This window comes from Vibrio crassostreae (assembly GCF_024347415.1).
GTDB classification, from domain to species: domain Bacteria; phylum Pseudomonadota; class Gammaproteobacteria; order Enterobacterales; family Vibrionaceae; genus Vibrio; species Vibrio crassostreae.
This window is the reverse complement of sequence record NZ_AP025477.1, coordinates 1,617,197-1,632,171: the sequence shown is the minus strand read 5'-3', so window position 1 is coordinate 1,632,171 and position 14,975 is coordinate 1,617,197. Positions and strand designations below refer to the sequence as shown.

Here is a 14,975-nt window from a genome sequence, read left to right as displayed (position 1 = left end):
GGATCTTCTCTCTGATTCAATTAACGGTGCAAATTCTAGCAAATTACTGTGTCATTTCAATTCTACAGCATTGCTGGGCAAGGTTTGTCTGCGTTTATGCGACACCCATTACCCGTTTGTATTTTTCTACAGACTGTTCAAACCACACCTTTTCATCTGGGTCACCTAGCTTCATTGCTTCTTCAACAATGGCTTCAGGGCCACATTTCGCTTGCTTCAGTTTCCATACAAGAAACGATGCTTGCTTATCCAGTTCGATTTTATTTTTCTCGCTGGGTGGAAGGAGTGAAAGGTTGATAGACATTGCTAGCCTTCGTCTGTAATACACTTGGCCGAGAAATATATCATAGAGCAGCCTCATAAAACCAATACTATGAGTAACAGAAAGGGTTTATGAGACCCGAAACCAAACAAGTCACTGATGCAGGTCAAGTTGGGGCGGAAAAGTACATTTGATCGAACTGTTGAAACAAAGCAAAAAGCAAAATTTCGATATGTGGGCTTGCGGTGGTCAATTCAAACACAGCGCGACTTTACAAGTATACCGTCAGGAAAAATTGTAAAGTCACAATAAGTATTAACAGATCTTATTGCTCAATCTGCACTAGAAATCCATCGCCATATCTACACATATTATTAAGTAATACGCTGAACTAGTGTGGACAGTTAGTTTCTATTATATCCTATCAAAAACATACCCATACTCACTTAGCTCTATATTATTATTCTTTGCAATTGGTATATTATTATGACGATCACGATGCTTTTCAACTATAAAATCAACATCCATCCCCCAAGCTTCAGATAATAGTTCTGACACACGGTAAAATGCATTATTCTTTTCTATTTCTTGATAATTATCAATTCTTCGAGCATTGAGTTGATATACTGATTCATTTCCATGCAAATCAATAAAATAAACGTTATCGTAGATTTCTAAGTTATCATAAGTAGAAGCTGAACCTTTCATAAAATAGTGATTAGTGACAATCAGTTTGTCTATATCTTTGATATGATCAATGAATTCTAATTCACTATATTGTCGATCTTTACAGCTTATGAAAGGGATATCTTTATTCCTTGCATAGTGTGATTTCATGAATGAGCTACACTCGAAGAGTTTATCGTTATCGAATAGTTTTTTAGCTAACTCAAACTGCTCTGTTGCCCAATTTCCAAGTTCGTCATTTGTCGCAATTAACGAGCAAACATCTCTTGCTGCATTCTCATTTCTTGCAAAAAATATACCTGATACGTTACGAAGTCCGCCTTCTGTTAGCCCGTTTACCACAATTAGGCCAGGGACACTTTCTGAATAAGGTTTACGTCTAATCCATCCTCTACCAATTGGCTTTCCTGATTCGTCGTACAAGAACTTAACATTAGTAGCTAATTCATTATCATAATTTGTATCAGATAGACGTAAGTGAGGAGGCCTAATTGTATTCATATAAGCACAAAAATCTGGATCAGACATTTTCATCCAACTGTTAGCAGTATGTGTAACTTCAGTATTATGTACTAAGTCTGATATATGTAAATCAACATCTAAAGCAGGTGCGAGTCTATTACAGATAATGACTAAATCTGTTTGAAAATCTTCATTTTTTGGGAATAACCTTTCAATTATACTATTATCATTAATATTGAGAGATATCTTTGTTCCACCATCAATCAAGTACTCATCTGTTCGAGCATTTCGTATAATTGGCCTTCTGGACAAACCTTCCCTAAACTCAATGACCTTGGTACTCTGTTGTGAATCAGTGCACTTTCTTGTAATAATTTTAATTTGATCCGACATCATAAAAATAGAAAAGAAACCGATTCCGTATTTACCAGTATGAGGGACATCTTTAGAAATCAATCCTGGATGTTCTTCTTGCAGTAACTCTGAATTCCAGTAACTTGAGCCAAAATCAAATAAGTATTTCTTGATCACATCTAAAGACATACCGATTCCATTATCTTCTATCGATATCGCTATAGCGCTACTTTCTTGAAATGCTGTTATCTGAATTTTACCCCATTCATTATCGCGTCCTTCAAGTTTTCTCCTAGCCTTGATGGCATCAGATGAATTTTGAATTAACTCACGAAGAGCCGTCTCTGGCTTATTTCCGTATAGTTCATAGCCCCCTAAGGAGCGGATGATGCTCGGTAAATCACCTATGTGAATAGTTGCATCAATTGGCTGCCATCCATCGGTCGGGATTAAAGAAGTCAACCGTTCTGGTGATTCCACACCAAAGACCCTTCTAGCAGAGAAACGAGGCATTTGTTTATCTGTTAATAAAGAGTCAACAGACCGTAGCTCATTGTCGATCATTTCGAGAGCTTCGTGACACAACCACCACGAATCAGCACTTTCTACAGGAAAAGAACTTGCAGAACTGTAATATAAGCTTTCACCGGACAGATAAGGTTTAAGTAGCTTTGATTGGAAGTCCCAATGTAAATCAGAATATGGGTCAAGCTTTCTAACAGTCCTTAGAAATGAAGGGGCTCTTCTTGCATCGATGTGTGAAGCATCACAAGCTCTTAGAACACATGCTACTTTCAAAGGGTCGACTTTCCATTCTCTTGAACACCAACCTGGCGCACCAATTTGTCGTTCGAATTCGGATTCTACTTTATTTAAATCCCACCAGTGACTATGGGCAATTTTACCAATGAGACGCCCAAGTCCTTGACGTATCTCGACATCGTTGATCAAAAAAGTTGGTGACTGATCGACTTTATTAGGCCACGAAAAATTAACAATTTTTTCCGCCGTTTCAGCATGAAGTTTACGTAAAAGTGTACAAACTACGTAATCTCTAATCTGCGGCGTTAATTCCTCATACTCAAAACGGCTAGGGGCGGGTATGCCCAAAGCCTTATGCCGTTGAACTACTGTATCTTTCCATAAATCTAGTTTCTCTAAATCACTTACGCCATTAGGATATGACTGGATAGACATAGCAACATCATGTAAAAGAAATGCACCTCCCAAGACAAAACCTTCAATCGGATTAAGTGGATAGTCATCACCACAGATAATATCAGCCATTTCCCACAATGAATCGATATGCGAGATATCATGAACTGTAAAATCAGGGAGTGAGGAAGCGATTTCGTTCGCTAAAACAGCCACTTTGGTACGCATTTCTTCAAAGTTGGATTTTAAGCGATTTATAGCGTTCTGGTTACCGTCATCAGTAATCCCTAAAGTACTTTTCCAAGTATAAGTTTGTTGGTATGAAAGCAAATTTCCACCTAAATTCTTGATATATTTGATAAATAATAACATATGAATTTAATGAGAAGAATCTTGATATCTTATTTCATTGCATTTATTTGCACTTAATCATGAATGGATGAACTGGTTAAGAAATATGCACGTAACCAACTATGCTATTTTTGCACACCAATGCTTAACTTTTAGAGCGGAAGCAATCGAGTATATAATACGATTACCTTACTTATTAGCATTGAACTGAATGAGATTTCTAATTTCTTCGTTTGCCCTTGATAGACTAAAAAGCTCCCAACATTCGGCTGAACGAACATTGGCAGCTTTTTGCATCAACCTCTCTTGGTTTAATCAGTGGCTACTCACTCACCGCGAATACATCGCAGCGTGAGGCGCAGATGAAATCATTTTTGTGGAGACCTTTGATTGAGTGACTCCACCAAGTGACGGTGACTTTGCCCCACTCCAATAAGATCGAAGGATGGTGGAACTCTTCTTCTGCCAACTCTGACACTTTGTTGCTGAATGCCCATGCTTGCTTGTAGTTCTTAAACTTAAACACCTTCTCAAGCTGTGGGATGCCGTCTCTTTCCATGATCTGCCAATCAGACAACTCCAACAGTAAAGATTGTTGCTCGCCTTTACTCAGGGCAATCGCGTCGATACTGCAGGCTTCGCATTTTTGTTCATTCAACATTTGTTGGTTCCTTGGGTTCAAAAAGTGGTGGTAGTAACCCCGCATCAATCGCGAGATCAGCTTGCTGTAATAGGTTTTCCTGACTGATTTTGAAGAGCTCAGACAGCTCGTCGATCACGTAATATTTCGGCTGCATGATGTCGATGCGATAAGGAGTTCTTAAAACCGTTTGCAGATCGAACCGCTCGCGAACCGCCAAATCACCGCCCAATGCGTACATGGTTTCCGCCGGAGACGAGAGAATGCCACCGCCATAGATTTTCAGTTGTTGGCTTTCTTTTACTAAACCGAACTCGACCGTAAACCAATACAAACGGGCAAGATAAGCGCGCTGTTTTGATGTCGCAGCTTGGCCTAGTTTTCCATAATGCTCAGTGAATGCTGCGAAATCAGCATTAGTAAGCATGGCACAGTGACCAAAAATTTCATGAAAGAAATCAGGTTCTTGTAAGTAATCGAACTCATCTCGCGTTCTCAAAAATGTCGCGACGGGGAATTTCTTATTAGCGAGCAAATCAAAGAAACGGTCGAAATCGATTAGCGCCGGAACAGGCTGAACCTGCCAACCTGTTGTTTCCTTTAGCACTTTATTTATCTCTGGAAGCTGAGGAACTCTGTCTAATGGCAGATCCAGCAGGGTCAAACCGTGCAAATAGGCATCACAAGCGCGGTCACTAATGACGTCCAGTTGCCTTTTCACCAAGTCGTGCCAAATGGCATCTTCTTCGAGGCTCCACTCAACCCATCCCTCTTGGCTCACGGGCTTAGAATGATATTGAGTCATTACACACCTCCTTTCGAATGTCTCACTTTAAGCCTATCTCCACTCCTTATAAGCGCCAATTTGCGCGATTTTTCGAAACAGGCGATCGTGTAACATTTTATTTACACAATTCCGCCAGACGCTTATTTTGCTGAACTTTTGACTTTGTAAAACCTAAATACCAGACTGAAAACGTTAACTTTTTGTTAAAGGTAAAGGAATGCACGAAAGCAATAAGCCCATTTGGCAGCCAAGCGAGCAGCGTATCGCCGATGCCAACTTAACCCGATTTATCGATAGCCTTGAACAATCTGGGTTAAACCTAGATAGGGACGTAAAAAGCTACGCCGAACTCCATCAATGGTCTGTAGAACATCCGGAATCGTTTTGGAAAAACGTGTGGCAGTTTTGTGGAATGGTTGGCTCGCAAGGCTCTACTAACAAGGCAGAAAGCGAGACAATCAAAGCTCAAGGTGAGAGCCGCTGGCAGCAGCCTAAATCGAATCGTGATGCGGTTTGGTTTCCCAATGCACAAGTAAACTACGCCGAGAACTTGCTGAGTTTGGCGCACACCATGCCTAATGAACTGGCGATTTGGTTTGAGAATGAACGTGGCGAACAACAGAGTTATACATGGAAAACCCTGTGTGAAACGGTCTCTAGCGTTCAGCAATGGCTTGTCGATAGCGGAGTGAAGCAAGGTGATGTGGTTGCTGCGTATACGCCCTATCTGCCACAAACCGTAATAGCGATGCTGGCAACCACCAGCTTGGGCGCGATTTGGACATCGACCTCGCCTGATTTTGGTGTCGAGAGTGTGATTGAACGATTTGGCCAAGTGAAACCCAAGGTGCTGTTCACCTGTGATGGCTATACCTTCAATGGCAAAACGTTCGATATGACGGACAAGAACCGTGAAATCATCGAGCACTTAACCGAGCTAAAACAGGTGTGTCAGATCGGTTACTTGGGAAGGAATGACTTTGAAAATGATGTGTCGATTCGAAGCTGGCACAGCATGATCAATCATTATCAGCCACAACCTGTACGATTTGTGCGTGTCAGCTTCAATGAACCATTGTTTGTACTCTACTCTTCCGGCACAACAGGCAAGCCAAAATGTATTGTTCACTCGGTTGGTGGCACCACCATCAACCACCTAAAAGAGCATCAGCTTCATTGCGATGTTAAGCCAAACGACCGCGTGTTCTACTACACCACTTGTGGTTGGATGATGTGGAACTGGCACGTCTCTGCGCTTGCCAGCGGCGCTTGTTTAGTGATCTTTGATGGTAGCCCGGTTTACCCGCAACCCAATGTTCTATGGGATTTGGCGCAGCGAGCTGACGTATCGACATTTGGCACCTCAGCCAAGTATCTAGAAGCGATCGAGAAGGCAGAGCTCTCGCCATTAGAAAACCACTCTCTGCCTCATTTAAGAACACTGTGCTCAACAGGTTCTGTGCTTTACCCAGAGCAATTTGATTACGTTTACAAACACATCAAACAAGACCTGCATTTAGCATCCATTTCTGGCGGTACCGATATTTGTGGCTGTTTTGTGTTGGGTAACCCTATCTCGCCAGTGTATCGCGGTGAGTGCCAACAGGCAGGGCTTGGCGTCGACATCAAGGTATTCAATTCAACGGGCCATAAAGTCGATCACGAACGTGGTGAACTGGTGTGTACCAATTCCCTCCCCAATTTCCCAGTTGGCTTCTGGAATGACACCGGAGAGCGCTATCACAGCACTTATTGGGACAGGTTCGAAAATGTATGGCATCACGGTGACGAGGTCGCACAGAGCGCGCATGGCGGTTATCTGTTCTACGGGCGAGGCGACACCACACTCAACCCTGGTGGTGTGCGTATTGGTACTGCTGAGATCTACCAACAAGTGAACAACATTGAGGGCATCATAGATTCCATCGCCGTCGGTAAAGATGTCGACCGCAATGAGCAGATATGGCTGTTTGTCCAACTGCAGCAAGATGTGAGTCTAGATGAAACGTTACTGACAGCCATCAGAAGTAAACTCAAATCATCATGCTCACCAAGGCATGTGCCAAGCCAGATATTTGCGATCAGCGATGTGCCAAAAACGCGCTCTGGTAAGTTGGTGGAGTTGGCGGTGAAACAGGTTGTAAATGGTAAGAATGTAGAAAATCTCGGTGCCATTGCTAACGCCAAGGTTTTGGAAGAGATAAAGCGCGTTGTTTCGCTTTAGCGCTTAGGCATAAAAGAGCGTAATTTAGAAATGAAAGCCCTCCACGAATGAACACCGTGGAGGGCTTCTCTGATCTTCGTATTCGCTATATTTTGGTAGGTGGAAAAAATCCGTCTGCCACTATAGTTACACCTCAACCTAAGACGTCAAATTCAGTGCGCCACTACAGTAAGCGATTAATAGGAGCTATCATTTATATAGACACTTACATCTTGTTACGATATGTGTCTAGTCATGGTCTTCGTAGACATACTCAAGAATGTCCCCGGGCTGACATTGCAAGTGGTGGCAAATGGTATCAAGAGTTTGCAGTTTAATTGCTTTTGCTCTTCCTCGCTTCAATATGGATAGATTTTGTTCAGTAATACCTATCAACGCTGCTAATTCATTTGAGCGCATTTTTCTTTTTGCGAGCATGACATCTAAATTAATTACTATAGACATATTGAGTCCCTAAATCGTTAGAGATTGCTCATCATGAAGCTCTTTGGCCTCAGTCATAACTTGAGCAATTAAGCGTATAATAATACCAGAAATCAGTAATGCAACGTCACTGTCTGCGATGTCAAAAGTAAAGCTCATATCTTGCTGACCATAGGTTAACGCTGGCCCTAATAATAAACCATCTAAACAGCCAACCAATACGTAAAGAACTACTAGATTCCCAATAGCTTTATAGTGGTGAATATTATTGAGGCCAAAAATCTCCCCTTTGCTGTATCGTTGAAATAATTTGATCAATTGCCAGGTGATTAATGACGCTACGATTACAGTTAAGTTAACGACCAAGTAACCCATAGTGGCATGGCCAGCGCTTAAAGGAAGTTCAATAGGAAAAGAGAATTCTGAAGAGATATACTCGTTATTAGGCACATAGACACTGCCAAACCACATAATCAGGGTAAAGATAGGGTTAATAATAAGTACTGCCCATAAGACGATTAATAAACGATTACTAAGGATTCGAATGTTTTGTAGATTATTCATGATGATTGCTCATTTGATTGCGATGACGTGATACTAACAGATAAAACATAAAAATCGATAAGAAATTATCGCTTTACGATAAGAACTTATCGATTTCATTCTAGTGCACCTTACCGCCTTTCCACTCTTCGCCAAGTTCATCGGGTGTAAATGCGACCGGAGAAAATGCTAAAGAAGACTTAGATCCAAGCAGCTCGTGAACCCTCGCCTCAGTTTGACCCCGTACCTTTTCTAAACTTCTTAATGAGATCTGAACGTCATATTTAAAACAAAATTAGAAAATTAATCATTTTATAGCCAGAGATAATATTCACTAAAGACGAATCATTTATACCAAAAAAGACGCCACCGCTAGATTACACACAAGCTTATGGATATTTAATCGAATAATAATAATTTCCTTTTCCACCGCTCCATTTCTAGTGAAATGATAATTTGATGGCTATCACATTTAGAACGATTATTTTCCCATACTATCTCGGCATGTTAATTACTTAAGAGTAATTAACAAAACCTAGTCATTGTTATTAATAAGCTTGAATCTAATTAGAAACAAGCGGTTAATCCCTACGTAAAATAACTAAAATCATTATTAAATGATCGGAGACATTATCATGCGCATAGTATTAGCTTTAGGCGGTAACGCTCTTTTAGCAAGAGGCCAAGCATTAACGGCTGAGAACCAACGTGAAAATATCATCAAATCAGCGGCGAGTATTGCTGCGATAGCACGCGAGCATGAGATTGTTATCGTTCATGGTAATGGCCCACAAGTGGGTTTGTTGATGGAGCAAAACGCAGCTTATAGCGAATATTCGCCAGAGACGACACCATACCCAATGGATGTACTCGGCTCTCAAACCTGTGGCATGGTGGGCTACATGTTACAACAAGAGCTGAGAAACATTGACCCTGAATTAGACGTAGCGACGCTAGTCACGCAAACGGAAGTATGCAAACAAGACCCTGCGTTTGCTAACCCGACTAAATTTGTTGGCCCTGTATATACAGAGCAACGAGCTAAAGAGTTAATGGCTCAGAGCACAATGCAATTTAAAGCTGATGGCGAGTACTACCGTCGCGTTGTGCCTTCTCCTCTGCCCAAAAACATTGTTGAAATTCAGCAAATTGAAACTCTTCTAGATACAGAAAATCTTGTTATCGCTTGTGGCGGCGGCGGTGTTCCCGTGAGTATCGAGCAAGGTAAGAGTACTGGCGTAGAGTGCGTAATTGACAAAGATCTTACGGCTGAATTACTGGCTGAAAAAATCCATGCTGACTTATTTATTATCTTAACCGATGGTTCGATTTTCCGTAACTATGGTAAAGAAGACCAAGCAGAAATGAAGCAAGCAACGCCTGCTGGTTTAGCAGAATTTTCATTCCCTGCTGGTTCTATGGGGCCAAAAATTGATGCCGTTTGTAAATTCGTTGAAGCTGGATTGGGTAATGCGGCGATTGGTTCACTATTTGATTTAGATAAAATAATCACCAATGAAGCTGGTACTCTAATTACGAAAGGCGAAGGTATTATTTATTATTAGCATTATCGAATGATAATCACCACTAATATAAAACCTTGGGTTAAAGCCTCTTATTTAATAACGAGGCTTTTTTATTAAGGCCATATTAGTACCAAATGGGATAAATATTCATTCACTCACTGCATTTAATATTTTTATTTTTGGAAACAGCTTCTTTCAAGAAACGGTTTGGTAGCGCAAGGGAAGAGTATTTGCGTTTACATCAATGAATCTACATGGACTCATTCGCATCCGCCTGATTCTCTGGCATCGCCTCAATAAAAGCGGGCAACTGATTACACGCCTCAACAATCGAGTTAATCAACGGATACGGTGACATATCAACGCCAAAGCGCAGCGCGTTATACACCTGCGGCACCAAGCAGATATCGACAATACATGGTGAATCGGTCAGGCTATAAACTGAATCACCGTGTGTTTGACGATGCTTAGAAAGCTTCTCTTCTAGCGCTGAAAAGCCTTGGCTCATCCAATAGTGAAGCCAATCCATTTTTGCCTCTTGCTCGCACGACAATTCCCGCTCCAAATACTGCAACACGCGCAGGTTGTTCAGAGGGTGAATTTCCATCGCAATGTCCTGAGCCATTGCCAACGCTTGATAGCGCAGCGGCACTTGCTCTGGAATGAGCGAGGTGTCTGGGCTGCTCTCACACAAATAGCTTTCGTCCAAGTATTGCAAGATCGTCAGCGACTGATTGAGTTGAACTTCACCATCCACCAGCACAGGCACTAATTCACTAGCATTGAGATCGCGATATTGTGGATCATGCTGCTCGCCGCCATTACGCACCAAGTGCACCGATTTAGACTCGTATTTGAGTTGCTTTAGGTTCAACCCAATACGCACCCGATAGGCAGCCGAAGAGCGCCAGTAACCGTAAAGTACAATGTTCTTGTTCACGATGCTCTCGCTCATACTGAAACCCTATTACGTGGATTATACCGCTCGATACTGGCTCACTTTTTGGTCTATCGCACCAAAAATGGAATCACCCGCCTCATCAAACATCTCAAGCTTGATCGAGTCACCAAACGACATAAATTGAGTCGACGGCTTACCATCGCGAATCGTCTCAATCATACGAACTTCAGCAATGCATGAATAACCCACTCCGCCCTCGGCAATTGAGGTGCCGTGGTCAGTGCCTTGCTTATTCGATACCGTACCTGAGCCTATGATTGCACCTGCCGACAGTGGGCGAGTTTTCGCAGCATGGACAATCAGTTCAGCGAAATTGAAGGTCATGTCCACACCTGCATTAGGACACCCAAAAGGTGTGTCGTTGTAGGTTGAAGTCAGTGGCAGGTGTACCTTACTGCCTTTCCACTGTTCACCTAGCTCACCAGGCGTAACGGCAACCGGAGAAAACGCTGAAGAGGGCTTAGACTGGAAGAAACCAAAGCCTTTCGCGAGCTCAGCCGGAATCAAGCCGCGCAGGGATACATCATTCACCAGCATCAGCAGACGGATCGAATCATGCGCTTGCTTGGCACTGGCACCCATTGGTACATCTCCGGTGACAACCGCGACTTCACCCTCGAAATCGATACCCCATTCATCACTGGCAAACTCAATATTGTCACGCGGCCCGATAAACGCATCTGAGCCACCTTGATACATGAGTGGGTCAACCCAGAAGCTTTCTGGCATTTCAGCACCACGCGCCTTACGCACCAGCTCAACGTGGTTTACATAGGCGCTGCCATCCGCCCATTGATAAGCGCGTGGCAATGGTGATTCACAATACTGAGTGGCAAACACTTCACTTCCCGTCACATGCCCGTTATTGAGCGAGGTGTATAACTCTTCTAACTGAGGAGCAACGCTGTCCCAGTTATCCAAGGCTACCTGCATGGTGGGTGCAAGATGCATTGCGTGGAAAATCTCCGTCGCTGGCACGCACTGTTTGAGATCTTTACTCACGACCATCAATAGGCCATCGCGAGTGCCATTTTTCTTGGTTGCTAATTTCATCCTTGTTGCCCCTTACTTCTCTTGCCAACTGTAGACATATTCTTTGTTCTCAACGCTATCAAGTTCGTCAGAGAACTGCAGTGCATGGCGAGTATCGATCATCACCGCGACTTCATCGGTGAACTTTTTCTTATGCGCCTGACCTGCCTTAAAGGCTTTAGGGTGAGGCCCATGCGTGAAGCCAGCTGGATGGAAGGTCACCATGCCCGCTTCAATATTATCGCGACTGAAGAAGTCACCAGCGTGATAGAAAAGCACTTCATCGTAATCATCATTGTTGTGGTAGAACGGTACTTTCAGCGCACCTGGATCGCTCTCAATCGGGCGCGGCACAAAGGTACACACCACAAAGCCTGCGCCAACAAAGGTAGTGTGTGCAGAAGGTGGCAAGTGGTAGCGATGCGACATCAGCGGTCTGATATCGCGCCAATTCACTTTCACCACCGCTAAGTCGCCATGCCAGCCAATTGCATCCAATGGATTGAACGGATAGGTGATCACGCTGACTTTGTCGTGGCGCTTCACCTGAACCTGAGTCTGGTTTTCAGAATACTGAGCGCGGAATTGATCGTTGATCGACGGGATTTCAAGAACCGCCGGATCAAATACCGCGTGATTGCCGACCATGCCTTTCTCTGGCAACGAGTAAGCCGCGTCTGTGTTCTCAATCATCAAGATAAACATCGGCTCGCTTGGCTCCAAGCGCCAGTTGGTTGAGCGCGGGATCATCACGTAATCCCCTTCACTCACCTCTAGATGACCATAGTCACAATAGAGATCGGCGCTGCCTTGATGAATGAACAGCAGCTCATCACCGTCAGAGTTACGCACCAAGAAATCCATCTTCTCATCCATGCGCCATACGCGGATTTTGCAGTCTGCGTTGTGCAAAAGATGAGGCACCGCCCAAGGGGTTATCTGGCTAGCTTTCTCCACCAGCGTAAAATCAAAAGCGCGAGGACGTAAATCGCCCTCCCACTCCGACCAACCTGTTGGGGCGTGTTGGTGATGAAAGTGAGCAGCAGGGCCGAAGAAACCACTTCGGCCCGCCTCTCGCTCATAGATTGCCTCTTCGGGGAAGTCGGCGTGCGCTTGTTTAGAGCACACACCCTCCCGATGAGGAAATGAGATCCATTTATGCATCGTCTAATACTCCTCGACGAATCTGGTCCTCTTCAATCGATTCAAACAGCGCCTTGAAGTTACCTTCACCAAAGCCTTCGTTGCCTTTACGCTGAATGATTTCAAAGAACACAGGCCCGATTACCGTCTGCGTGAAAATTTGCAGCAAGATGCCGTCTTTGGTCGGCGCGCCATCAATCAGAACGCGTAGGTCACGCAACAGATCGGTATCTTCCCCGTGGCCTTTCACACGATCGTCAACTTTCTCATAGTAAGTATCTGGGGTTGGCATAAAGTCCATGCCGCGATCACGCAGGGTTTTCACTGTTTTGTAGATGTCATCTGTAGCAAGTGCGATGTGTTGAATGCCTTCACCGTTATATTCACGGATGAACTCTTCAATTTGTGATTTGTCGTCTGAAGACTCATTGATAGGGATGCGGATTTTGCCACATGGTGAAGTCATTGCGCGGCTCACAAGGCCGGTCAGCTTACCTTCAATATCGAAGTATCTAATCTCACGGAAGTTGCCGATACGCTCATAAAAACCAGACCACAGATCCATATTGCCTTGTTTCACGTTATGCGTAAGGTGATCGATCTCGTAAAGGCCAACATCCGCTTTCGCCATGCGCTCTTGCGCGTCATCATAGAATCGGAAATCAACGTCGTAGATGCTCTGCTTGCCATAACGATCCACAAAATAGAGCAGGCTTTCACCGATGCCGTAAATGGCAGGGATGCTCAGTTCCATCGGCCCTATTTCCGTTTTGTACTCTTCACCGCCGCCCTTAAACGCTTGCTCCATTGCAGCCGTTGCTTCATTGACACGAAACGCCATGCCACATACCGATGGCCCATGCACTTTAGCGAACGCTTCCGCTTGGCTGTGAGGCTGTTCATTGACGATAAAGTTGATGTCACCTTGTCGATACAGCCAAGCTTCTTTTGAGCGGTGCTTGGCGATCTCAGCAAAACCAAGTGACACAAACAGCGCTTTAAGTTGCTCAATTCCCTTGTGGTCAACGGCCGTGTATTCAACAAACTCGAATCCATCCGTGCCAAGCGGGTTGTATGACTCCACCATGAACTTTCTCCTTGTACCTATTGGTTTTGTATTACGTGACTTCTTATTGCTAAAGAAGTGCTGTGTGTTTTTTATCCTTAATTAAATTTGGCCCACAAGCCGGCAGATTGGAATGCATGCAAGGAAATGGGCAATCACGCTAAAAACCCGTCAATTTGTAAAATATTTGTTACAGGCAAATAACAACGACAAGAAAGTGAGTGCTATCAAGGGATTGAAAGATGGTGGTTTGATTTACAGCAGAGTAAGAGATGTTATTGAATTGTTACATGTGTAATTTTGTCAGCTAAGGCGATAAATCGAATATTAGACTGATGATGCAAAAAAGCCGCTGTAGTCAGCGGCTTGATAAGTGCTAAAACGAATCTAATTCGAATATAGGATTCGCGTTAATCCCAGTTGAGAATCGACCAGTTCGGTTGATCGGCCAGTGCTTTCAAACGCGGGCATGGATTCACTAGATACGCAAAATCAGCGTGTTCACACAAAGGTAAGTCGTTGATTGAATCGGTATAAAAGTGAATGTCTGAGTAGTTGGTTTCTTGATTGTCTAACCACTCTTTCAAACGCGTCACTTTACCTTCACGGTAGCTTGGCACGCCTGATATTTGAGACGTGAAACGGCCTTGATTTTCGACTAAATCGATACCGAGTGCGTTCTCGATACCAATCTTGCGACCGACCGCTTCTACTAGGAAAGTAACGCTGGCTGAGATGATCAACATGTCGATATCATCATTCTCTAACTGCTTAATCAAAGGTTTCGACTGTTTGAACTGCTTAGGCAGAATATGCTGTTCGACACACTCTTCAACCAAGGCGGTCACTTGCTCTGTTGGCATTTCCGCCAATGGCTGCATAGCGAACGTGAGGTAATCTTCCATGTTCAGCTTACCTTCCGAATACAGGCCCATTAAGCGCTGATCTTCTTCGATAAAGTTAGGCGCAGTGGCAATGCCCTTTTCAACCAAGAACTCATTCCAGAGCATCGCTGCATCGGCATTGATCAGCGTTTCATCCATATCAAATACATACAAAGGTTTGAACATCTTAGGCTCTCACAGGTTGAATTTCGTTAAGGTTAAACAGGAGTTCAAGTTGGCAGTATGCTATTACGAAATTGTGACAAATTAAGCGTATTTTCGTGGCAGTTGCATTTCACCCATATGACAACCGTTCCTTGCTTATGTCTTAAGTACAACAGCTTATGAATTCAATCTGTATTGATAAGCGGTGCATTGGCTAACTAAATGTTTTGATTAACTCAATATGTATTAGCTAACCAAGTACTAATTAGCTAAAAAAACTCCGACGGATTCAGTCGGAGTTTTATTTGAT

The 14,975-nt window shown here is 43.5% G+C and carries 13 protein-coding genes; 2 read left to right on the top strand and 11 right to left on the bottom strand.

From position 1 onward, the window contains the following. Positions 1 to 94: 94 nt before the first annotated feature. From OC193_RS22935 to phhA, 4 genes are all read right to left on the bottom strand, one after another. A complete protein-coding gene (locus OC193_RS22935) occupies positions 95 to 304 on the bottom strand; it encodes a DUF3283 family protein (RefSeq protein ID WP_008216860.1) in 210 nt (69 codons plus the stop codon). Between the two features lie 372 nt (positions 305 to 676). Beyond that, positions 677 to 3,250, bottom strand: a complete 2,574-nt coding sequence (locus OC193_RS22930) for an HD domain-containing protein (protein ID WP_162200899.1) — start codon at positions 3,248 to 3,250, stop codon at positions 677 to 679. A 343-nt stretch (positions 3,251 to 3,593) separates the two neighbouring features. Then, positions 3,594 to 3,932 (bottom strand): 4a-hydroxytetrahydrobiopterin dehydratase, encoded by a 339-nt coding sequence (locus OC193_RS22925; protein ID WP_048663988.1) that lies wholly within the window; start codon positions 3,930 to 3,932, stop codon positions 3,594 to 3,596. Continuing rightward, positions 3,922 to 4,716 (bottom strand): phenylalanine 4-monooxygenase, encoded by a 795-nt coding sequence (phhA, locus tag OC193_RS22920; protein ID WP_048663990.1) that lies wholly within the window; start codon positions 4,714 to 4,716, stop codon positions 3,922 to 3,924. Before phhA ends, OC193_RS22925 begins: the two co-directional genes overlap by 11 nt. A 199-nt stretch (positions 4,717 to 4,915) precedes the next feature. Between phhA and OC193_RS22915 the strand changes: the two genes are divergently transcribed. Further along, positions 4,916 to 6,922, top strand: a complete 2,007-nt coding sequence (locus OC193_RS22915; RefSeq protein WP_048660544.1) for an acetoacetate--CoA ligase — start codon at positions 4,916 to 4,918, stop codon at positions 6,920 to 6,922. A 228-nt stretch (positions 6,923 to 7,150) separates the two neighbouring features. Here OC193_RS22915 and OC193_RS22910 read toward each other — a convergent pair whose 3' ends face one another. Both OC193_RS22910 and OC193_RS22905 read right to left on the bottom strand, forming a co-directional pair. Further along, entirely contained in the window at positions 7,151 to 7,366 is a 216-nt protein-coding gene (locus OC193_RS22910; RefSeq protein WP_048660542.1) for a helix-turn-helix domain-containing protein, read from the bottom strand. 9 nt (positions 7,367 to 7,375) lie between these two features. Then, positions 7,376 to 7,909 (bottom strand): DUF2975 domain-containing protein, encoded by a 534-nt coding sequence (locus OC193_RS22905; RefSeq protein ID WP_048660540.1) that lies wholly within the window; start codon positions 7,907 to 7,909, stop codon positions 7,376 to 7,378. A 614-nt stretch (positions 7,910 to 8,523) separates the two neighbouring features. Between OC193_RS22905 and OC193_RS22900 the strand changes: the two genes are divergently transcribed. Continuing rightward, positions 8,524 to 9,453, top strand: coding sequence for a carbamate kinase (locus OC193_RS22900; protein WP_048660539.1), 930 nt, complete (start codon positions 8,524 to 8,526; stop codon positions 9,451 to 9,453). A 211-nt stretch (positions 9,454 to 9,664) separates the two neighbouring features. On the opposite strand, the gene maiA is transcribed toward OC193_RS22900, so the two are convergent. From maiA to OC193_RS22875, 5 genes are all read right to left on the bottom strand, one after another. After that, positions 9,665 to 10,369, bottom strand: a complete 705-nt coding sequence (gene maiA, locus OC193_RS22895; RefSeq protein ID WP_048660538.1) for a maleylacetoacetate isomerase — start codon at positions 10,367 to 10,369, stop codon at positions 9,665 to 9,667. Positions 10,370 to 10,390: 21 nt separating this feature from the next. Then, positions 10,391 to 11,428, bottom strand: a complete 1,038-nt coding sequence (locus OC193_RS22890) for a fumarylacetoacetate hydrolase family protein (RefSeq protein ID WP_048660537.1) — start codon at positions 11,426 to 11,428, stop codon at positions 10,391 to 10,393. Between the two features lie 12 nt (positions 11,429 to 11,440). Continuing rightward, positions 11,441 to 12,571 carry a homogentisate 1,2-dioxygenase gene (locus OC193_RS22885; RefSeq protein ID WP_048660536.1) on the bottom strand — a complete coding sequence of 377 codons (1,131 nt, stop codon included), beginning with the start codon at positions 12,569 to 12,571 and terminating at the stop codon, positions 11,441 to 11,443. Then, positions 12,564 to 13,637 (bottom strand): 4-hydroxyphenylpyruvate dioxygenase, encoded by a 1,074-nt coding sequence (gene hppD / locus OC193_RS22880; RefSeq protein ID WP_016798489.1) that lies wholly within the window; start codon positions 13,635 to 13,637, stop codon positions 12,564 to 12,566. Before hppD ends, OC193_RS22885 begins: the two co-directional genes overlap by 8 nt. Positions 13,638 to 14,026: 389 nt before the next feature. Further along, positions 14,027 to 14,686, bottom strand: a complete 660-nt coding sequence (locus OC193_RS22875; protein WP_048663992.1) for an HAD family hydrolase — start codon at positions 14,684 to 14,686, stop codon at positions 14,027 to 14,029. Between the last annotated feature and the right edge of the window lie 289 nt (positions 14,687 to 14,975).